Source organism: Photorhabdus namnaonensis (assembly GCF_001684335.1).
GTDB lineage: Bacteria > Pseudomonadota > Gammaproteobacteria > Enterobacterales > Enterobacteriaceae > Photorhabdus > Photorhabdus namnaonensis.
Genome location: NZ_LOIC01000018.1, coordinates 93336 through 118634 on the forward strand (window position 1 = coordinate 93336; position 25299 = coordinate 118634).

The 25299-nt window shown below is 44.5% G+C and carries 6 protein-coding genes; all 6 read right to left on the minus strand.

Annotated elements, in window-relative coordinates; all coding sequences use genetic code 11:
* Positions 1–9828 carry a non-ribosomal peptide synthetase gene (locus Phpb_RS02775; RefSeq protein WP_065389072.1) on the minus strand — a complete coding sequence of 3276 codons (9828 nt, stop codon included), beginning with the start codon at positions 9826–9828 and terminating at the stop codon, positions 1–3.
* Entirely contained in the window at positions 9825–19658 is a 9834-nt protein-coding gene (locus Phpb_RS02780; protein ID WP_065389073.1) for a non-ribosomal peptide synthetase, read from the minus strand. The genes Phpb_RS02775 and Phpb_RS02780 overlap by 4 nt, the downstream gene beginning before the upstream one ends.
* 59 nt (positions 19659–19717) lie before the next feature.
* On the minus strand, positions 19718–20173 hold the full coding sequence (locus Phpb_RS02785; RefSeq protein WP_065389074.1) for a GNAT family N-acetyltransferase: 456 nt from the start codon (positions 20171–20173) through the stop codon (positions 19718–19720).
* Between the two features lie 18 nt (positions 20174–20191).
* Positions 20192–21049 carry a cupin-like domain-containing protein gene (locus Phpb_RS02790; protein ID WP_065389075.1) on the minus strand — a complete coding sequence of 286 codons (858 nt, stop codon included), beginning with the start codon at positions 21047–21049 and terminating at the stop codon, positions 20192–20194.
* 30 nt (positions 21050–21079) lie between these two features.
* Positions 21080–22387: a diaminobutyrate--2-oxoglutarate transaminase gene (ectB, locus tag Phpb_RS02795; protein WP_205634726.1), complete on the minus strand. Its 1308-nt coding sequence runs from the start codon at positions 22385–22387 to the stop codon at positions 21080–21082.
* Positions 22388–23394: 1007 nt separating this feature from the next.
* Positions 23395–25281, minus strand: coding sequence for a propionate--CoA ligase (locus Phpb_RS02800; RefSeq protein WP_065389076.1), 1887 nt, complete (start codon positions 25279–25281; stop codon positions 23395–23397).
* Between the last annotated feature and the right edge of the window lie 18 nt (positions 25282–25299).

The window sequence follows — 25299 nt, forward strand, 5'->3', positions numbered from 1 at the left end:
TCACCACTCGGTTACCTCATATTCTTCCACTACATCCCCAACTGACTTGTTACGCTGAATCACCATTTCTTTTTCAAGCCAATCACATAACTGTTCCAATCTTGATCTTTCAAACACGATCGCAATGGGTACGCCAACGGAAAACGCCTGTTCAATTCGAGAAATTAGCTTCATAGCTAATAAGGAATGGCCACCTAAATCAAAAAAGTTATCGGCCATACTTACCTTGTCTTGTCGCAACAACCCCTGCCAAATTTTCGCGACGCTTTTTTCCAGCTCTGTTACTGGCGCGATGTATTCGGCTTTGACAAAGTTGTCCGCGCTAGGTTGCGGCAGGCGGCTACGATCTATTTTACCATTGGTATTCAGCGGAAAAGCCGCCATCCGCACATATGCGGACGGCAACATGTAATCAGGCAAACTAGCCGATAAATAGGCTCTAATTTCAGATAAATCCAATGGGTTAGCCGCGATAAAATAAGCGATAAGCTGCTTATCACCCGCCTCTGTATCGATAGCAATGACTACGGCTCCGGTTATGCCATCGAACTTACTCAATTGGGCTTCGATATCACCGAGTTCAATTCTAAAACCACGGATCTTGACCAGATGGTCGTTGCGGCCAAAGTAGTTGATTTCACCGTTTTGATGAAAGCTGGCTAAGTCCCCGGTTCGATACACGCGTTTCCCAAGAACCCAATCGCAATCAAGATAACGCTCTGCGGTGAGTTGAGGCTGCTGATAATAACCTCTGGATAAACAGTCTCCAGCTAAATACAGCTCGCCGATGGCTCCCATAGGGACTGGCTGCAAATACTCATCCAAAATATAACAGGCCAGGTTAGGCAATGATCGGCCAATCGTCGGCAAATCAGGCCATAAGACCGGTTCTCCCTGTAATGTCTTCGACGTTACGACATGAGTCTCAGCCGGGCCATAGTGGTTCACTAACTTACATTGACGATGTGTGGTGAAAAATTGTCTGATGGCCGCCGTGATTTTGAGCCTTTCAGCGCTCGAAATAATAACCCTTAATTCGGGAAACTGTAGCCCATTGGCTCCGCTATACTCAGCCAGATTCTGCAATACGGCATAAGGTAAATTCAGGACTTGAAGTTGCGACTGCTGGATTTGCTTCGCGAGCAGCCGAGTATCCAATTGAGTCGATTTATCAATAAGTTGTACGGAACCCCCAGACAACAGCGGCATGAATATGTCTTCAAAACTGAGATCAAAACCAATTGATGAGAATTGCAACCAACGGTTCGGCCCCGTAAGCGCTGGCTCAAGCTGGCGAATACCTTGTAATAAATTACTCAGCGCCCGCTGCGGCATTTCAATCGCCTTAGGTTTACCCGTCGAGCCTGAGGTGTAGAGCACGTAACCGAGGTAATCCAGAGAGTATTCGATTGTCAAATTGCTGGTTGGCTGTTTGTCCAAGATCTCTGTTGTACACGGATCATCCAACAGGACGATTTTCTGGCGTTTTGCCGCAAACCTATTACTCAAGGCGCACATCGTTACTAAGATTTCATCAGACAGATCACCAAGAATGATGTCTAAGCGTTCTGTCGGTAATGAGGTATCCAGCGGCACATAACCAGCACCCGTTTTTAAGATGGCGATAACAGTGATGACCATCTCAAAGGAGCGTTCAATGAACATCACAATGGGAGTATTCACTTTCGCCCCACAGTTCAGGAGATACTGCGCGAGTTGATTGGTTCGCTGATTTAACTCACAATACGTCATCGTCTCGCCAGCAAAATTCAACGCAATCTCATCAGGAGTCGCCTTAACTTGAGCTTCGAATCTATCAATCAGAGTGTGTGAGTTGTCATACGGGAATACCGTTTGATTTAACGAATGCAGCAGGAACACCCGCTCCTCAGCATCAAGGATATCAAGTGACAGTGCGTCAACCTGTACTTGACTTTGCAAAGCAGCAACAAGTTGCCCGCAGGCATTGATGAGATACGCCACCAAGCGTTCAGCATCAAATCGACTGTCGATTTGGGCTGCAACAGCAAAATCATCGCCAAAATCGTCAATGGATAGGGTAATCGGGTAATTGGTACGTTCTTTTACATCGACCAACTCGATGCCGGTTTTTTGCCAACGTTGGTTCAGCTCACTTGTCTCGCCACTCACTTCGGAGTGACGGTAATTCAAAATACTGTCGAATAAACGGCTAGAACCGACCAATTTGCTACACTGTTCAGCAACCGCAGTCGGGACTTGCTCGAATTGCAACAAGCTAACCAGTTTCTGTTGCATTTCCTGCATTAACTGAGCAACGCTCAACTGACTCAAATCAACACGCAGTGGCAAGGTATTAACGAATAAACCAACGACTCGCTCAACATTATCAACACCCTGCAAACGACCAGATAATACAGTGCCGAATACAACATCTTTAGCGCCGCTGGTTTTTGCCAGAACCAATGCCCACGCCATGTGAAAAATAAGCGCAGGACTTATCTGCCATACAGAAGAAGATCGACGAATCTGTGCGGATAAATCCGCAGGCAAGCCAATTTGGATTTCAGTGAATAAGTTATTGTCAACCATTCCACTTGTGATCCCAAAGGGCGCCGTGATTTCATCAACCCCAGCCAATTGCTCGGTAAAAAACTGCTGCGCCGCTTTGGTATCGGTTTTGCTGATGGCGTTTAAGACAAACTCCCGATAACTCAACGCCTCCGGCAGTGACTTTTCATCACCTGCCAAGATAGCCAGCAACTCTTCTTGAATAATCTCCAATGACACATGATCACTTATCAGGTGGTGCTCTTGAACCATAACATAACGCTGCTTTTGCTGGCGGTCGATAAACCGGGTTACTCTGACCAACGGCACCTGAGTAACATCCATCCATTGTTGTGATGGTTCCATAAACTGCGCTAACTGCTGCTGGATATCAACATCATCCCTCAAATCAATGTCAACCACCGGCAATGGCGCCTCTTTATAGACAACCTGCACCGGTTCATCAATACCTCTCCAAAAAATGCCGGTTCGCAGCGCATCATGCCGCTGTACTATTTTATCCAATGCTCCAATAAAGCTTTCCATCTCGCTGTTTGACGGAAATGAATACAGCATCGGCGTCACATAAAGGTCAGATCGCCCACACATCATGTGATGGAATAAGATCCCTTCCTGTAATGGCGCCAAAGGATAAATGCCGACAATATTTTGCTCACCTCCCGGCGACTGAGATACGATCAAGGCCCGCTCAGCCTCCGATAGGGAAACCCTACTTTCCAATGCTTCATGGGTTGTTAGCTGCGGTGATTCCTGCTCGGTTGCCTGTAGTGGATCGTAAAGTTGTTTCGCCATATCCCGTAATTTCGGGTACTCAAACAAGGCCCGAATATCCAATCGATAACCCTGCTTTTTAATATGGGATAGCATCTTCATGCTCAACAACGAGTGACCACCCAACTCAAAGAAGTTAGCAACAGCACTGACTTGTGCCAAACCAAACAGGATTCGCCAAATTTCAGCCAGCAATGTTTCCTGTTCAGTGGCTGGCGCGATATAGTCAATTTCCCCTTGAGCAACAAAATCTGGTTTAGGGAGCGCTTTACGATCCACTTTACGGTTGGCAGTAAGCGGTATCTCCTCTAGCACCACAAAAGCGGCGGGGACCATATAGCTTGGTAATTGCTGACTTAATAGGTGTCGAATCTCAACAATTTTCTGCTGACCATCAAGGGTGATATAGGCCGCCAAATACTTGTGAGATGATTCATCCTCCCGAGCAATAACAACCGCATCGCGAATTGCAGGTAGGCTGCGCAACCTTGTTTCTATCTCCCCTAGCTCAATACGGAATCCACGGATCTTAACCTGATGGTCATCACGCCCGTAATATTGGATATCCCCTGCCAGAGAGTAACGCCCCAAATCGCCGGTTCGATAGAGTTTTGGATAACGACTTACAAAAGGATTATCAATAAATCGTTCACGGGTTAATTGTTCTTTGTTGATATAGCCCCGTGCAACGCCGTCACCCGCGACACAAATTTCACCAACAGCACCAAAAGGCACAAGCTGCTGGTTTTTATCCAACAAGAAGATGGCCGTATTTTGGATTGGACGCCCGATACTGAGGGTGTCCCCCTGAAAATCGTAGGCAATGCAAGTATTGACTGTGTATTCCGTTGGCCCATAGGCATTGACTAAACGGGGTAAATGCCCCGGTCGCTGGTACCATGCAACCACTTTATCCGGCTTAATCTGCTCGCCTCCGACACTGATTTGGCGAATATGCTCAGGGACCAAAACCGTCTCTTCACTGACCACTTCGTGCCAGAACGTGGTTGGCAAATTCACCGCACTGATCTGGTATTCCCGGCACCTTTGCCAGAAAGTAGCGACATCCATCAACCAATCTTCGCCACGTAAGACTAAAGTACTGCCATTGCCAAGAGCGCCGAATATTTCCTCAATAGACATATCAAAACTGAGAGCGGCAAATTGCAGTACCCGATCCTGTTTTGAATAAAGATAGGCATCTGCAAGCCCCACCACCAGATTCACCAATGCCCGGTGTTCAATCATCACACCTTTCGGCATGCCCGTAGAACCCGATGTATAAAGAACGTAAGCCAAGTGGGTAGAACATAAACCCAATTCAGCGGCGGAAATATTGTCGGTTGAAAGTCCTGTAAACGAGGTTGTCGTCACATCAATGCTAAATGGACTATTTTCAGGCAATAACTTTTTGTTATGACTGTTAGTTATCACCATCAAAGGCTGTGCATCATCAATAATATAAGCCAGCCTTTCTTGCGGATAGGCAGGATCGAGAGGCAAATAGGCACTACCCGATTTCAAGATGGCAAGTACCGACACCATCATGTCAATACTTCGTTCAATACATATCGCAATCATTGAATCCGGTTTGGCGCCCTGAGCAACCAAATAATGTGCCAACTGATTGGCTCTGGCATTAAGTTGCGCATAAGTCAACTGCTGGTCCCCAAAGACCAACGCAATGGCATCCGGCGTTTGTTCGACAAACGTTTCTATCCGCTCATGGATACATTGGCTACGGTCATACTCTACTGTGGTCTGGTTCAGACTGTGCAACAGGTAATCCCGCTCTTCCGGCGGCAATAGATCCAAATTGCTAAGCTTGTCGGATGGAGAAGCCACTATGCTCATCAACAAGGTCGTAAAACGTACCACCAGCCGCTTGATCGTCTCCTCTGCAAACAAATCTGTGTTGTACTCGAAATTAAAAGTCAGACCTTCCTCTGTCTGGCTGGCATCCAGTGTCAATTCATACATCGCATTGCGAGTCTGCTCCGGCCTCGGACACAAACTGACCTCTTCCAATTGCAGCGCCACACTGTCATTCGTATTCATAGAAAACATGATTTGGAATAACGGTGAATAACTGGTGCTGCGTTCCGGCTGCAACCGCTCCACTAATAACTCAAACGGGACATTTTGATGCCGCTGGGCAGACAGGTTTACCTCCCGGACCGATCTCAGGTAATCGATAAACGATTGTTCCAGCGCACACTCGCTGCGCAATACCAGCGTATTGATAAAACAGCCTATCAACGGCGTTAATGATGTCTGCAAACGGTTAGCTATCGGGGTTCCCACCACAATATCTCGTTGCCCGCTGTGACGACTGAGTAGTACCGTAAACGCCGCATGCAACACCATAAAAAGAGTGCAACCCTGTGTCAGCGCCAGTTGCTGCAACCCTTTGCTAACCTCGTTGTCCAGGCTAAATTCATAACTGCGGCCATGACTGGTCTGGTTGGCTGGTCGCCCGTCATCCAGAGGCAACCCGTGTACCGGGGGTAAATCCGACAACTGTTGTTGCCAATATGCTAACCCTGCCGCTAACTGAGCTTCTCCCTCTGGGCTGCGCTGCCAGACCGCATAATCGGCATACTGAATCTCCAGCGCCGGTAACGGGTTAGTTCGACCTTGATGATAAGCCCGGTACAAACTCGTAAATTCCTGAACCAATACTCCCATTGACCAGCCATCAGAAGCGATATGATGCATGTTAAATAACAGCACACCTTGCTCCATTGAGGTGCTGATGTAGTGACAACGCACCATTATATCCTGCGCCAAATCAAATCGGTAAGTCATTTCATGCTGAATGGCCTGTTCAATCCACGCTTCTTGCCCGGCTTTGCCCATGCCACTGATATCCGATTGGGCTATCTCAAACGACCACTCCGGCTTGATAATCTGCCAGGTTCCATTTTCATCGCTGTGGTAAACAGTACGCAGCACTTCGTGCCGATCTATGATGGTTTGCAGGGCCAGATTCGCTGCCGCCAGTTCAAATTGACCGCTTACCGTATAGGTTGACACCATGTTGTAGGCGGTACTATCTCCGCCAAACTGCTCGATAAACCAGATCCGTTGTTGAGCATAAGATTGCGGCAATAAATTTGTCTTACGTTCAATAATAGGAATTGTTTGATAACACTTATCCGACGCCGCATAAGGCACTCTCTCTGCAAGTAAAGCCACTGTCGCAGCTTCAAAGATATCTCTCACCTGCAAACCGCATTGAAACTGCTCATTGATCTTTGTGATCACTTTAGTCGCAATTAATGAGTGGCCTCCAGCCATAAAAAAGTTGTCATCCCGGCCTATTTGCTCAATGCCTAGCATTTCGCACCAAATAGCTGCCAGTGCTTCTTCTGTTTCTCCGACAGGCGGCGTACTGGCTTTAACCGCAATATCACTGTCTTGCGGTGCCGGAAGCACTTTGCGATCAATCTTGTTATTGAGCGTCAGTGGCAATGTTTCGAGCTGAATAATTGCCCGCGGCAACATATAAGCTGGCAATGTCTGTTCAAGGTATTGACGTAGCGCATCAATATCAATTTGTCGCTCGGCGACCACATAACCCGCTAGATATTGCTGTGTTTGCTGATCGTTGAGCGCAACCACAACAGAACGGATTATCTGTGGAAACAGGTTAATAACCTGTTCAATTTCGCCAAGTTCAATTCGGTGGCCCCGTAATTTCACTTGGTAATCATTTCTGCCCAAATAGACAAGTGAACCCTCGGTAGTGTAACGGGCAAGATCACCCGTTCTATAAACCCTAGTGGTTAAACCATCGGAGAAGGTCAGGTTAATGAATCGCTCGACAGTCAGATCTTCACGTTTAAAATAGCCATCAGCAAGCCCATCACCACCGATGCATAGCTCTCCCACCGCCCCAAAAGGCACCGGTTTTAACTGTTCATCAAGTAAATAAATTGTGGTGTTGTTTAGCGGTAACCCGATAGTGACAAGTTGCTGCTCAAGTAGTTGTACGTCTAGTTTCGCAATGGTTGACCAAACTGTGGTTTCCGTCGGCCCGTACATATTCCAGAGAGCGTTACCTTTGCCCAACAATGCCGTTGCTGTCGCTAATGGCAAAGCCTCGCCGCCACTGATCATTTTTAACGACGAGCGCCCCTGCCAGCCGGATTGAAGCAACATATTCCAAGTTGTTGGCGTAGCTTGTAACAGTGAAATGTTATGCTGTTCGAGTAGTGCCGCCAGCCTGGCGGGATCAGTCACGTCCTGCTGCGCCGCCATGACACAGGCAGCTCCAGACAGCCAAGGCAGATAGAGTTCTAACACCGCAATATCGAAGGAAATAGTCGTGATGGCTAAAACCTTGTCCTGTGCCACACACTGCAAGTTATCTTGCATTGAGATTAAGAAGTTATTAACCGCAGCATGGCTGACCATAACACCTTTGGGCTTGCCCGTAGATCCTGAGGTGTAAATCACATAGGCCAGCGCAGATGCTGTTAAACCGATCGACTGTTTAGGAATATTTGTAGTGGGTGATTGGCTAAGGTCAATATGATCCAGTAAGCAGGTTAATTCCGCAAAACCGACTACTCGTGATGCACATTCGCGGTTACTTATAATACATTGTGGCTCCGCATCGCTCAGCATGTACTGCACTCGGTCAACCGGAAAGCTGGGATCAAGCGGAATATACGCAGTTCCTGCTTTCATCACGGCCAATAGTGCGGTAACCATGTCGATGCCTCTGTGCAACAACACAGCAACTCGCCCACCCGTTGAAACGCCCATAGCTCTTAATTGATGCGCTAACTGATTGGCTCTGGTATTAAGTTGCGCATAAGTCAGCTTTTGGTCACCAAAGACCAGCGCAATAGCATCCGGCGTTTGTTCAGCAAACGCCTCTATCCGCTCATGAATACATTGGCTACGATCATACTCTACCGCTGTCTGGTTCAAACTGTGCAACAGGTAATCCTGCTCTTCCAATGGTAACAGAGCCAAATCGCCAAGCTTTTCGGTCGGAGAGGCCACTATACCCATCAGCAAAGTCGTAAAACGCGCCGCTAGCCGCTTGATTGTCTCTTCTGCAAACAAATCCGTGTTGTATTCGAAACTAAAAGTCAGACCCTCCTCTGTCTGCTGGGCCTCTAACGTTAATTCATACATCGCATTGCGGGTCTGCTCTGGTCGCGGCCGCAAATTTACCCCTTCCAGTTGCAACTCCACTCTGTCATTCGTATTCATAGAAAACATGATTTGGAATAACGGTGAATAACTGGTGCTACGTTCCGGCTGTAACCGCTCCACCAACAACTCAAATGGGACATTTTGATGCCGCTGGGCAGCCAGGTTTATCTCCCGGACCGAGCCTAGGTAATCGATGAATGATCGTTCTAGATCACACTCGCTGCGCAACACCAAAGTATTCATAAAACAGCCTATCAACGGCGTTAATGATGTCTGCAAACGGTTAGCTACCGGGGTTCCCACCACAATATCCCGTTGCCCGCTGTGACGACCGAGCAATACCGTAAACGCCGCATGCAACACCATAAAAAGAGTACAGCCCCGTGCCTGTGCCAGTTGCTGCAACCCTTTGTTAACCTCGTTGTCCAGTCTAAATTCATAACTGCGGCCATGACTGGTCTGGTTGGCTGGTCGCCCGTAATCCAGAGGCAACCCGTGTACCGGGGGTAAATCCGATAACTGTTGCTGCCAATATGCTAACCCTGCCGCTAACTGAGCTTCTCTCTCTGGGCTGCGCTGCCAGACTGCATAATCGGCATACTGAATCTCCAGCGCAGGTAACGGGTTAGCCCAGCCTTGACGGTAAGCCTGATACAAGCCCACAAACTCTTTAACCAATATCCCCATCGACCAACCATCGGAAGCAATATGATGCATGTTAAATAACAGCACGCCCTGCTTCATCGAGGTGCTGATATAGCGACAACGCACCATCACATCCTGTGCCAAATCAAATCGGTAGGTCATTTCATCCTGAATGGCCTGCTCAACCCATGCCTTTTGCCCGGCTTCGCCTATATCATGGATATCTGATTGGGCTATCTCGAATGACCATTCCGGCTTGATAACCTGCCGGGTTCCATTTTCATCGCTGTGGTAAACAGTACGCAGCACTTCGTGCCGATCTATGATGGTTTGCAAGGCCAGATTCGCCGCCGCCAATTCAAATTCACCACTTACCGTATAAGCTGACACCATGTTGTAGGCGGTGCTCCCACCGCCAAACTGCTCGATAAACCAGACCCGTTGCTGTGAAGAACTTAGAGGCAACTCATGGGTTCGAAGAGTCGGTTCAATCACCGTTTCATTACCAAGGATATCCACTCTGTTTTTATCAAGAAAATCAATCAGCTCAGCTTTGTGTGCTTGAATCTTGGCTTTTAGTTCATCGGGGAAGTGAGCCCCTTTTAGCTTAAACCCTAACTTACCCTCTTTACTGAATAGCAATACACCCTGCTCATAAGCGTCTTTAACTAATTTAAACATGTCCATCATAACCACCCCTCTTCACCTGCCGTTTCAAGCTCACTTTGGATTTGCCCTTGTAATTGCTGATTGCAGATTAATTCTGCAAGTTCATGCAAGAGAGGTGTCTGGAAAACCTGCATAGCGCCAAGCTCAATGACAAATGCAGCATTGATTTCCGTTACTAATTTGATTGCCAATAATGAGTGACCGCCTAGTGCAAAAAAGTTATCGTTACGCGATATTTGTTTGATATTCAGTACCCTTTGCCAAATTGCCGCCAAAGAGATTTCCGCGTCACCAACCGGCTCAATAAAATTATCGCTTTTATCATGCTCTGGATTAGGTTCAGGCAGCCTCTTTCGGTCAATCTTGCCATTAGGCGTCAGCGGCCATTCTTCAACCATCATCATAACTGACGGTATCATGTAGTCCGGCAAGGATTTGGCTAATGCAGATTTGATATCCTGAATAAACTGAATTTGAGCCTGCTGCCATTCTGTACGCTCATTCATCAGCTTATCCGATACCTGTTTGATATAGGCAACCAGTTGTTTGTCGCCTGCCAAGGTTGTCGTGACCCGCACTAGAGATGAGTTCACCCCAGCTTGCTGATTGAGTTGATACTCAATCTCACCCAACTCTATTCTGAAACCACGGATTTTCACCTGATCATCAATACGACCAATGAATTCCAGATTACCGTCTGACAGGTAGCGCACCAAATCGCCGGTTCTGTACAAACGCTCACTACTATTGGTATTGGCTGTATCATGAAATGGGTTGGCAACGAAGCGTTCCTTCGTGAGTTCAGGACGATTGAGATAACCACGGGCTAAGCCCGCGCCGCCGATATAAAGCTCCCCCGTAGAGCCGTAAGGCACCAGTTGTTGCTCTTTATCCAAAATATAAGCCTGACTATTGCTAATGATCCTGCCAATAGCCGGTGTGGCGCGCACGGGAGAATCCAATTTCGCCCAAGTAGAATATGTCGTATCCTCTGACGGTCCATATAAGTTATAAACTGTTACACCTTGATTTTTCTCATATATTGCATTGACCAAATTTGCAGATAACGCCTCGCCGGCCAAATTAATAACCCTAGTCCCCTCCGGTATCGCATTTTGTTCAACCAGAGAGTTCATTGCCGAAGGTACTGTATTTATCAGGGTCACCTTGCAGTCAATGCCTTGATGCAGCACCAGAATGTCCTCAACAATACATGCCTGTGTACCCGAGACTAAAGGTAAAAATAGTTCAAATATTGATAAATCAAAGTTCAGAGAGGTTGACATGAGAACACAAGCAATGTCCTCCTTTGTATATTTCGAGCAAGCCCAACTGAGCATGGCAATTGTATTACGATGCTCAATCATCACCCCTTTAGGTTTACCCGTTGATCCTGAGGTGTAAATCACATAAGCCAGATGACCGGCAGTCAATGCCAATGAATGCTTATCCAGATTAGTGGTAGGGTAATGACTGTATGCCGTGCTGATTTGGCTACTCGCACAGCCAAGGTTATCTAATATCACCCGATGACCGTCGAAACCTGACAGCACCTGCTCCAGATGTGACTGGATCAGCACTACCTCAAGCTGTGCATCCTCCAACATGTAACCCAGACGTTCCTGAGGATATCTTGGGTCCAGCGGCACATAAGCGCCCCCCGCCTTGAGGATCGCCAAAATGCCGATGACCATCTCCAGTGAACGCTCCACACATAAACCCACTAGCGTATCCGGCTCAATAGCGTGGCGTTCCCGCAGATAGTGCGCCAACTGGTTGGATTTTTCATTGAGCTGCCTGTAAGTCAATTGGCGATCGCCGCACTCCAGCGCAACATTATCGGGGTTTTCTTCGGCCTGTTGTTCAAACAGCTCGTGGATACACTTGTTCTTTGGATATTCTACATAGGTATCATTGAGAGTATGCCGCAGGTACTCGATCTCCACATTTGACAGCATCGGCAGGTCGGCAAGCGAAACTCGTGTATCGTCATCGGCCTTCGGCGCTTCGGCCAGCCCTATCAGTAAACGCGACAGGTGATCATTGAGCTGCTCAATATGTTCATGACTGAACAAGCTGGTGTCATAGACCCAGTGCAAATGCAGTCTATTTTCACTAATACTTAGATCAATATTGAAATCAAACTTGGTTTGGATATGGTTCGGAGCTATTGAATTCAGCTTCATTCCCGGCAGGCTGAAAGTAACCTCGCCAACGTCACTAGTCAGTCCATAATCTGTATCAGTCGTCAACATGATTTGGAACAATGGCGTATATGCTGTACTTCTTGTTACTTGTAACTGTTCAACCAGTTGTTCAAACGGCACATCTTGATTGGCCTGAGCCTCCAGATGCACCTGTTTGACATGAGAAAGGTAATCACTAAGCATCGCATGCCTGGTATCCACTCGTAGTATCAAGGTGTTGACAAAGAAGCCAATCAGCGTTTCCAGCTCTGCCTGCAAACGGTTCGCCACCGGCGTGCCTATTACAATGTCATGGTTGTTGCTGTGACGAGAGAGTAATAATGCCAACGCAGCATGGAACAGCATGAACGGAGTCAGTTGATATTGTCTGGCTAAATTGACAAGTGCTTGCGTCGTCTCCTCCGGCAATGAGCCTGTCACCACCGCGCCTTGATGTTGCCTTATCTTCGGTCTCGGTCTATCCAGCGGCAAATCGTGTACTGGTGGTATCTCATCCAACTGCTGTTTCCAATAGCTGATCTGCGACGCTAAATACTCACTTTGCAGCCTGTCACGTTGCCAAACTGCAAAATCAGCATATTGAATATCAAGTTCCTTTATTTCGACATTGTTCCCATTGCGTAAAGCGTCATAACGAGCAACAAACTCATGGGTAAGAATATCTTCAGACCAACCGTCAGACGCAATATGATGAGCATTAAATAGCAATACGCCATTATTGGCTTGGCGCTGAATAAAGGTGGCGCGAATCATTAGATCGCGGCTTAGATCAAAAACTTGTCTAGCGTCCTCTGCCATTAATTCAGCCACATGCTGACTTTGTTGCTCCTTCGGCATACAGGTTAAATCAATATAAGTAAGCGTCAGATTTCTTCCAGATAAAATTTGCTGGAACGGATTGCCGTTTTTCTTAATGTAGACCGTACGTAATATTTCATGGCGCTCGATGATTTGATTGAGTGCGAGTTCAGCTACGCCAACATCAAATTCGCCCTCAACAGCAAATGCAATGGGCATATTGTATTCCGCACTACTTTGATCAATTTGGCTAAGAATCCACAAGCGTTCTTGCGCAAATGACAGAGGCAGTAATTCACCGGTTCGTGGCTGTTTGGGAATCGAATCCACTGTCGTCACTGTCTGCTGTTCAAGCATAGCCGCAAGCTCGGCAAGCGTTGGATGATCAAAAATAGCTTTAACGGCAATTTCCCGTCCAAATTCTATACGTATTTTTGAAATGACCCGAATGACCAATAAAGAGTGGCCGCCGAGGTAGAAAAAATTGTCGTTTCGACCGACCTGGTTAACATTGAGTACTGATTGCCAAATACCGGCTAATGCTTGCTCTATCTTGTTGGCAGGTTCAACCCACTCAACGTGATGATTAATTAAACAAGGCTTCGGCAATGCATGGCGATTAATTTTATCCGCCGCGTTCAATGGCATCTTATCCAGAATCTCATAGTAGCCGGGGAGCATATAATCCGGTAAGTGATGGCTTAATCCCTGCTTAATGTTATTAACAATCTGCTCGACCTGAGCAACATTTGCAGTTAATACCAGATAAGCGACCAAGCAATTTTCACCCGTTCTGTCTTTATGAACCAGTACCGCTGCTTCCGCCACTTGGGATAACTTCACTAAAGCCGATTCAACTTCCCCCAGTTCAACACGAAAACCTCGAACTTTTACCTGATTATCGATACGCCCAATGAGTTCGAGATTGCCGTTGGCGTTCCAATAACCTAAATCGCCGGTGCGATAAAGCCGAACTCCATGCCCATTCATGGTGTGGAAGGGGTTATCTTTAAAACTTTCTGCCGTTTTTTCAGGTTTATTCCAATAACCTTTGCCCACACCAACACCGGACACGCACAATTCGCCAATAACATGAGTCGGCAAAATTTGCATATGCTGATCCAGAACATACATGGTCAGGTTTGGCAACGGCTTGCCTATAGGAATATTTTTAACCTGCTCTGCTAGCGGTTTATCAATAATAAAATAGGTAATATCGTCCGATGCTTCGCTAGGCCCGTAACCATTCATCACCGGAATCTCAGGGTAATATTGCAACCAGCGATTAACCAAAGGCACAGGACAAGGTTCGGCAATAATCATTAACCATTTCAGATTCGGCAATGGCGTTGCTGCCTCACCCTGATTAAGCAAGTGTTCTAACAATATTTTCAACACAGACGGCGCAGTTTGAATCAGATGAATTTGTTCGTCTTGCAACACACGAACATATTCAGGCAAATCCATCGCATCAGGCAGAATGACTGTTTTTCCCCCACTTAACAAAGGCGCCAGAAATTGCCACACAGATACATCGGAAGAAGACGCTGCACTTTGTAGAAAGTTACGTGATAACAGTTGGTTATTACGTCCCATAAAACCGAGAACATCAAATTCGGCATCAATATGATTCAAAGCCCCGGCATGGTGTACCAACGCGCCTTTAGGTTTGCCGGTAGAACCGGAAGTATAAATCATATAAGCCAGATCATCAGGATGACACTCAATCTCCAAGTTAGTATTTGGGTAATGACCCAATGAGGGCCAGTCCACATCCAACCGAAAACGTTTCTGACCATTGAAAGTTAACCCATCTAAATGGCTTTGCGTTAAAACCACATTAACCCCAGAGTCAGCCAACATATACGACAAACGCTCAGATGGATTAGTGGGGTCCAAAGGAACGTAAGCAGCGCCGGCTTTCATAATGCCAAGTATGGCAATGACAAACTCAATGGAACGTTCGGCATAGATAGCAACAATATGATTGCGTACCACTCCTTGTTCTATCAAGTAGTGAGCCAACTGATTAGCGCGCTGATTAAGTTCAGCATAAGTGATGCGATTTGTATTACATACAGCAGCAATGGCCGCAGGTGTTTTTACTACCTGATGTTCAAAGCGTTGATGAATCGCCACTGTTTTATCATAAGCAACGACAGGGCTGTTAAATTCGTTAATAATCCGCTGTTGTTCGCGAATAGGCGTTATGGATAATGTCAGCAATGGTGTTTGCGGAGCTTGACCAAGCGCATGAATAATCGCTTCCAATGCTGTTCTCATATAAGTCAGAACATTATCCGCCCCGACTTGTGACTCAACATGAACTTGTATGATGAAATCATCATTGAGTTGCTCAACGCCCATTTCCAACGGATAGTTGGTGTACTCTTGAGTGCCTATCATTTCAAAATGATGGCTTTGGTTGGCGACAGCTAATTCGCTTTTATGACTGAAATTCAACAAACTGGTAAACAAGGGCGTGCCACCCGGCAAAGCACTGTAACGCAACGCCTCGGAAAGCGGAAAATGCTCATAGTCGGCTAACTCAATTAGCTCATCATGAATCTGCTTTAATGCTTCGCTGACCGACAAATCCGCCAAGTTGACGCGTATAGGCAACAAATTGATCAACATACCCAGAATACGATCGCTACCACGAATAGCTTGCTGTCGTCCTGACATCATGGAGCCAAAAACAACATCGGATTTACCGCTGCATTTGGCAACCACCAACGCCCAAGCCAAATAAAAAATATTCGCAGCACTGATGCAGTGTTGAATAGACAAGCCAATAATCTGTTGCGCTAAACGCGGACCGACCAATTCTCTGACAGTCTCTATTTTCAATCCGTCGTTATAAACATTTAATAACCCGAAAGGCGCGGTGGTTTCAGCAACATCAGACAATTTAGCTTTAAAGTAATCAACACCGCTATTGGATTGATTAGCTCTTAACGAATAAGCAACAAACTCACGATACTGAACCGGGGCAGGTAATAATACATTGGGATCTTCAAGCAAAGCGTGCATTTCTGCAATTTGCAATAAGACAGAAATATGATCACTGAGTAAATGATGTTGCTTTAATAGTAGAAAACACGCATCGCTCTTCGTATCTTTAGCCGCAATCGCTTGCATCATAGGCGCACGATCCAGCTTCATATAGTGGTGTTCAATAGCAGATAATTCTGACAAAGTTTCCAATGCTGAGCAACCTGGAGCAACAGCTTGCCATTGTAAAGGAACAGAAGCAGTTCGATGAACAACCTGAACCGGAGAAGTTAAATCATGCCAATGAATAGAGGTGCGGAAAATATCATGACGCGCCACTATCTTATCAAGCGTATGTAGAAATGCTGTCAGCTTTTGCTCATTAGTAAACTTTATCAGAATGGGAATGATATAAGTATCATGCTCTTCATTCATTCGATGGTGAAAGAAAATGCCTTCCTGCAACGGTGATAATGGGTAAATATCTTGTATGTTACCGGCGCCGCCCTCAACTTGTCGGCAAATAATTGCGATCTCTTTTTCATTCAGAGTCACCATATCCAACATATCAGGCGTGATATGTTCAACGTGCTCTGCAAGCTTGTTAACTACCGCCTCTTGGCGGGTTGACGTTTCCTCATCTTTACGGACACAAGATAGATGCAATGCCAGTTCTGCCAGCGTGTTAGTTCGGTAAATCGCGCGCATAGGCAGTTCATAACCACGCTGAGCCAACTCTGCTCGCATTGACATAATTAATAAAGAGTGACCACCCAGAGCAAAAAAGTTGTCATGGCGGCTGACTTTATTTAAAGCTAATAACGATTGCCACAGTTGTGCTAATACCCGCTCGGCCTCGCCTTCAGGGGCAACAAATTCCTGCTGACTATAATCTTGTTTTTGTGGTAGCGGCAATTGCTTAAAATCTAATTTGCCGTTTTGTGTCAGTGGTAATTTTTCTAACTGCACAACGGCAACAGGCAACATGTAATCAGCCAGTTTGCTCTTCATCGCTAGACGAATAGCATTAATATTAATGGTTCCTTCAGCAACAACATAAGCAATTAATTGCAGTCGATCATCAGAGCCAAGCTGTCGAGGATAGACAACCGCTTCATGAATGCCGGGATAATCCATTAATTGATTGCTAATTTCTTCCGGCTCAATACGAAAACCGTTTATTTTTACTTGGTTATCATTGCGCCCAATAAACTCTAAATTACCGTCGGGTAACTGACGTACAATATCTCCCGTGCGGTAAAGTCGCCCCGGACCAAAAGGATTAGCCACAAAGTACTTCGCGCTATCTTGTTCACGATTAAGATAGCCGCGTGTTACACCTGTTCCACCAATATATAATTCCCCCTGAAACCCTGATGGAACACTTTTTAAATTCGTATCTAATATATAAAGTTGGGTGCCATAATTAGCTTTACCAATGGGAATCATCGCCGTGACATCAGCCAGGGATGCCATGCAATAAGCGGATGCGGTCACGGTTGTTTCGGTCGGGCCGTATGTGTTGATAAGTTCGATAGCAGGACCATGCTCGAACCATTCGCGAGCACTAACGGATTTAACCATTTCGCCGCCTAAGATCACTAAACGTAGTGAAGAATCAATAGGTTGACGACTGTGATTCACCAGTTGATGCCAAAAAGCGGTAGGTAAACTGGTCACCGAAATTTCATGGCGTCGGCAAAATGCCCAAAATGCATCAAAATCGTAATGAATATCATCAGCTCGTAACACCAGAGCGCCGCCGTTGCATAGGGAGCCAAAACATTCTTCCACAGAAATATCGAAGCTGACCGAAGAAAACTGCAAAAACTTATCATATTCAGTCAGTCTATAAGACTCTGTAATATGCGCGACAAAATGGCTCAACTGCTTATGCTCAACCATCACCCCCTTGGGCTGTCCCGTTGTGCCCGAGGTATAAATCACATAAGCCAGATGTTCCAACTGTAAACCAATATTGCTTGCGGATATATTTGCCACAGAACGCAGGGCCAAATGTTCATTAAGCTGAGCATCATCAAGCAATAGTGTTGTAATCTTGCATGCTGCGAATCGATGTGCAATAGAAGACACTGTTATGCAAACAACAGGTTCAGCATCGGTCAGCATAAACTGCAAACGACCATCGGGATAATCTGGGTCCATCGGTACATAAGCAGCTCCGGCTTTCAGCGTCGCCAACATCGCCGCCGCCATCTCGCTCGAACGCGGCAAGCAAATCGCAACACGGCTATCAGGCCGAACCCCCTGCTCAATTAAATAGTTAGCTAACTGATTGGCTTTACTGTTCAATGTGGCGTAAGACATTTGTCGTTCGCCATCCACGATAGCAATGGCATCAGGATGCCGTTCCGCATATTGCTCAATTTGCTCATGTACTAATGTGATGGTCGGGCAAGCAAGTTTTTCGCCTGCCACAGCAGATTGACTTAGATTCCATAGCTCCTGCTCAACGTCTTTACTCACCAGATCAAATGAAGTTAATAACGCTTCAGGCTGTGCAACCATTTGTTCAACCAAAGTCATAATACTTTGCAATAAATGTTCAGCCTGATGTGACGAGAAATAATCATGACGATAGTCTAATTGGAGCTGAGTGCTTTGCTTATCGCCGTAATTACATAATATAACGGTGAGAGGAATATCTTCTCGCCCATGACTAAGGTAATTAGTCTCCGTATCCAAGCCACTAGAGCTGAAATCAAAATCAATCTGTTGATAGTTAAAAACAATATCAAAAAGACGTTCACGACCTTGAGCACGTAAAGACAAATCCTTATATAAAGCACTCGAAGGATAAGAGCGATAACGATAGCCGCTTTTTATCGTACGTGCTGTCATTGCGACTGATTCAGCCACCGACATCCGCTCATTTTGCATGCACATTATCGGTAGCATTGACATAAACGAGCCAACCATATTGCGTTGAGCTGATGTAGTACGATTATGTAAAGGCGTCCCGATGAGAACCCCATCACTTTGGTTGATACGGTTTACTAGGGAAGCAATAGCTGTAATAAAAAGTGGCGATATTGCTAAATTGTATTGACTCGCCTTGGTTAAAAATGACTGATATCTATCAGGTTTGATAAAGTATACAAGCCTGCTATTTTTTCTCGAATCGGCAGTGTCAAAGCCTTCTTTCCTACATTGGAAAGGCACATCCGGCAATTGGTGGAGCAACTCTTTCCAGTACTTAGCAGCCTTTGCGAGTTGCTGACCATAATTCTCCGGTAACGGCTGCGCAGCAAGATCAAGAAACCGTTCCCCCGTATTTTCTTTAGGCGTATTTCCCAGCCCCAATTGCTGATAAGTGTCGAAAATACTTCGAAACCAGTTAGCATAACCAACACCATCAATGATGATGTGATGAGAAATAAAGTATAGCCAGAAACGATTTGTAGCCAACTGAATTAAGCCGACTCGATAAAGAACATCCTGCGCTAATCTAAATGGCTCAGAGAATATCCGCTCAATAATAGCCAAAGCTTTAGATTCCGTCCCTTCTTCATGCGAAAGATCTAAATGAGACAGTTCAAAGTGATGGTCTTGAACAATATGAGCAAATTCAACTGTACTGTTTAGCACATCCGAATCAAAATAACGCGGCATTGAGTACTTATCTACTATTGAACATCGAAGTACCGCGTGTTCTTGGATAGTGTGTTTTATGGCACATTCGAGATTTTTTATATTAATAGATTGTTTAATCTCAACATAACCACCTATATTGAACGCTGCGGTATCCTCTCTATTTATATGATCAAGATAAATTTCTTTTTGCTGTTGGTTTAGTGGAATAACAAGCTGTTCAACTTTATCTAGAAACATACTATAATCCCTTTGAAAGATATTATTCTTGGTTTTTATTATTTACAAGCTCATTAAAATTAGCTCCTCACAATAATTTCAGCTAGCATTTCCTCATACTCTTCATAATAGCCGACTTCTACAAAACCAAAACGTTGATAAAATGATTTATGGCGTTCGCTAGTTTCGTCATAGCAGACAGTAATCCTGTGACAATCAGATTGCTGTTTCATTTCATCCAATAATAACTGCATAGCCATCCTTCCAATACCTTGACTTTGGTAAGATTTATCAATCATCATTCGATACAGATTATATTCGTTGGGTTTGCCTTCATTAACGCAACGCTCATACATTGCAAAACCAACCACATCCTCGCCGTAACAGATCACTCTTGCTCTGCAATATTCATTAAAATGTGATTCGACAATTGACTCTGAGTTTGGTGCGACGAAAACTTCTTGTCCAGGTTCAACTTCAAGAGACATTACATCCTCATAGTTGTCTTTATCGACATCAACCAAAGATACTTTCATAATTAACCTGCTTACTTTTTAAGAAATATAATTAAGATACGGGCGGTACTTCTCGAAAAAACTTTCACGCTTCATTAATCCCAAAAGTCCACATAAACTTAGCCAATTGTAATACAGATTTTCACGCGGCATTTTTTCTTTAATGCTCTTAAAACTTACAATGGCTGAAGCTCGAGTATGAAAATCGACATTAAAAGAAATGCTATCAGTCAACGTTCTTACATGATGCAGCATACCCGCTGGCATGATTAATATATCGCCCTGATGCACTTCAATCGTGGATTTATTTATATTAGCTATCTCACTAACATTCTGAACTTCTGGATTATACTCAAACCAGCGCCACCCTCGACGAGAACAGGCTGCTCTTTCTTCCCAAGGAATAAAAGAGAATCTCTTGCTTCCCTTGATCTGAAAAAATAGATTGTTTGTTCTTAAAGTATCAAAATGCAGTGGCGTTATAGCGCCGGCTGGAGACATAAAAAATTGGGCAAACTTCCACCATTCATTTCGGTAAAGCTTTGGCAAAATAGTTAGCGGAAAATCACTAACGTCATTAAGTAACTTCTGAGCTTGTAAAAAGATAGGAATGTCATGACAATAGGGAATATTATTACCCATCTCTCCTTTTTTATATGCATGCAGAATTTCTAAATAACGATACATCTTGGCTTGCTCAAAACGCACGCCATTTGCATCAAAGAATTTGATCACAACGTCAATTTGAGGAAACTTATCTTGAAAGTATTCAGAATTCCATCGCTTTATCGCAGGCCAGTCTCGCAGTAATCCTCGGTAAACAATCACGTATCCCCGAGCAAGTGTGTGATGGAATTCAAGCTGATTAAACTTAGTAAGCTCTACTACACGGCTCATAATTCTACACTCCCAACTAGAACTTTATTCCTAATCGCCACTAACCGATAACCTTTGGTCTTCACTTTCGCAGTTATTACTATTCCTCGATTTTAAACTGGCGAGAGCCTGTTCTATAATATTCAATCCTTTTACAAGTGTGTCTTCGTCAATGGTCAAGGCAGGCATCAATTTCAACACTTCATCATTGGGGCCACATAACTCCACAATCAAACCATTTTCAAAGCAATGCTTCACCAAATACTGTGTTAATGAGGAATCAACCATCTCTATACCCTGCATGAATCCAATGCCTTTAACTCGCAGTATGAATTCATGGTACTTTTCAGCCAAAGAATTCAAGTATGCCCGAATTAATTCAGCCTTATGTTCAATTATCTTCTGAAAAGCGCTATCACCCCAATATTCATTTAACATCGCTTTTGAAGCGACAAACGCCAAGTTATTACCTCGAAATGTGCCGTTGTCTTCTGCCGGTTTCCACACATCGATATCGGGAGAAATAAGCAGTAAAGACATTGGTAGCCCAATACCGCCAATAGATTTGGAAAGACAAACCAGGTCAGGTTTAATATTTGCGCGCTCAAAACTAAAGAATGTTCCGGTACGACCACAACCAGATTGAATGTCATCAACGATTAATAGAATGTTGAACTCTTCGGTGAGTTTTCTCAACGCCCTCAACCATTCAACAGAAGCAACATTTAATCCGCCTTCTCCTTGCACAGTCTCGAGAATTAGCGCAGCAGGAAGATCAACCCCTGAACTGGGATCGGTAAGTAACTTTCTAAAATATCCTATATAATCAAATTTTCCATCGATATAACCGTCAAATGGTAAGCGCGTAATTTGAGAATATAATCCAGGTTGGCGATGATGTTGACTACCGGTTAGACTGAGCGATACCCCTGTCATACCGTGGAAAGCGTTGGTAAAACAAACAATATTTTCTCTTTTTGTATACTTTCTTGCTAATTTTACCGCAGATTCAATGACGCTCGTGCCCGTAGGGCTGGTAAATTGTAAACGATATTCAAGCTGTCTCGGTTTCAAAATCTTATCAACAAATGTCGATATAAATTCCATTTTCGCTTCTGAATACAAATCAAGCCCCATAATAATACCATCATCTTGAATATACTTGAAAATCTGTTGTTTTATGATTGTATTATTATGCCCATAGTTCAACGCGCCAGCGCCACATAAAAAGTCAATGTAACTTTTTCCCTCTATATCGATTAAGGTAGAACCTATACCATTTCTAAATATTACGGGAAATCTACGGCAATATGAGCGAGCGTTAGACTCATAATTATTAAATACTTCTTCTATTTCCATAATAACTCCACAGTAATCCAGATAAAAGCTAGATTGATTTAAGTCGGAGCAACCTGTTTATATTGAGTTAATCATAATATAATAACTAAAAAAATTATTTCAGTTGTAACTTTTTCATTATAATCTTTAGCTGAAAACCTATAAAACCATCAAGGTAATCGGGTATTCTTTCACTATATCATACAGCCCTAAAGCCTTTCCCGATACATACAGGCTTGAAGCATACTTCATCACACCACTATTTTCTTCACTCATCTATTTTTCTAAGAAAATCTATTCCCATCACCTATAATTGTTATCCGTAATAATTACCTACAATTGTTACTAGTAATTATTACCTATAATTCGTAATTGTTACCGGTAATTTTTACTTCATAACAGGTATGAAATAGGTTTGTGTTAATATAATGCTTTTCTAATCACAGAACTCTGTATATTCCTAATATCTATTTTTTCAATAGTTCCATAACTAAATCTACTACAATTATACATTTGATTAAATCACAGGCAATTTAATGTCGTAATATTTAATTCTGTGCTTCAATATACCGCTGAAAAATAATAACCAGCCAACACATGTGAAGGCAAAAGCAAAATACTGCCTGGAACAATTGTTTATGTTTAGACAATAAAATTAACGTTAACACAAGCTGAACATTAACACAAACACAAGCCAAACACCAATCAAATAAATAGAAAAATAATAGAAAGATTTAATATATTATAAAGAAACTTTACTTGCTTTCGAACTCATGAACCTCTAAACAACAATCGCTTTTACCTATTAACATCAATTGATAAAACTATCGCTGCTAGTGAAGCACTTAAACCATATATAGATCAAGTTGGCTACCGTTATTTATTCTCCTGAAATAAACAGAGCATTGGTTCTTACTTTGCCCTTGGAGTTAATTAACAGACGTTATAATTATGCTCAACAGAAAAAACCAATCAGGCAGCTCACCACTTCGTAGCTCCCGATTGGTGCGTTCTATACTATTCATCATTTAGCAAAAAACAGCTTCTCGAATGACTTCTAATGAGGCAGGATTTTCAATCAGGGAAAGATCACCGGGTTCACGCCCTTCACATATTGCCTGCATAGTTCGACGCAACATTTTTCCTGAACGTGTTTTGGGAAGCTGAGAGACAAAATAGATCCGTGCCGGGCGGCCTACACTGCCAATTTGCTTATTGACCAAATCCATCAAAACTTTTTCCAATACAGCAAAATGCTCGGCGCTTTGGATTTCCTTCCCATCCTTAAGGACAACAAAGGCAACTGCGGCTTGTCCCTTGATTACATCTTTGATGCCAATAACAGCGACTTCGGCAACATCTTCATGGCTGGCAATACACTCTTCTATCTCCCTTGTTCCCAGACGATGCCCGGCCACATTAATCACATCATCCGAACGCCCCAAAATAAAATAATAACCATCACTATCACGGATACCCCAATCGAATGTGGAGTAAACAGTGTGATCAAAGTGTCGCCAATAGGTATTGAGAAAACGTGAATCATCACCATAAATAGTTTGAATACAACCCGGCGGCAAAGGTCCTTCAATAACGAGCATTCCTTTTTCGTTATCACCACACTCCTCTCCGGTCAGTTCATTGATGAGCTTGACATGAAAGCCATACATCGGGAAACCTGTACTGCCAAATCGACTCGGCCTGTCATCCAAAGTGCGGGCGATAGCCATAATCGGCCAACCGGTCTCGGTCTGCCAGTAATTATCTATGACCGGGACATTAATAGCCTCAGCAATCCAGCGCGCGGTATGCTCATCTAGCGGTTCTCCCGCCAAATACAATGATTTAAGTGATGAGATATCGTATTCACCAATACATTCCATCGGATACTTTTTCAGTACACGAATAGCCGTCGGCGCTGAAAACATCCGGGTTACCTGATATTTCTCTATTATCCTCCACCAAATGCCCGCATCCGGCCGTATTGGCAACCCTTCATACATAACCGTCGCCATTCCTGCAATTAAAGGCGCATAGACAATGTAAGAGTGCCCCACGATCCAACCAATATCTGAGGTGCTAAAAAACACCTCACCCGCTTTACCACCAAAGATAATATCCATAGATGTTGCCAATGCGACGGCATAACCACCAATATCACGCTGTACGCCTTTTGGCGTACCCGTCGTGCCGGATGTATAGAGCACGCAGGAGGTTTCATTTGATTCAAGCCAAGTCACGGGTACATCAGCATCAAAGTGTTCTTGCCGCAATGTAGCGAAATCGATATCTCTCCCCGGCACCCAAACCATTTCCGACAGTCCGCGGTTCACCATCAACACATAACGGGGTTTGTGGTTCGCCAGTTCAATAGCTTTATCCAGTAGCGGCTTATAAGGAATCACTTTTCCACCACGTGATCCCCCATCAGCAGACACCACCAACACAGGTTCAGCATTATCCAGCCGAGTAGCAAGGCTCTGAGAAGCAAAACCACCGAAGACAACAGAGTGAACAGCACCGATACGGGCGCAAGCGAGCAAAACAAACAAAGCTTCAGCAACCATTGGCATATAAACTAAAACCCTGTCGCCTTTTTTAACGCCTAGAGAGAGCATCATAGCCGCCGTTCTATTCACTTCCTGATGTAATTCCCTAAAGGTGAATTCTTTCTCACTATTCGTTTCTGTTGAAATCGTGATAAGCGCTTTGGCATCGGGCTGGCTTTCCAGCCAGCGATCCACCGCGTTGTAACATAGGTTGGTTTTTCCCCCGCAAAACCAACGAGCAAAGGGAGGATTGCTATAATCCAGCACTTGCTCAAACGGGTGTTGCCAGAAAATACGTTGCGCCTGTTCAGCCCAGAATGCATTGGGATCATCAATGGATTGCTGATAAAAAGCGGTGAATGACATAATCTCTCCTATATGCTG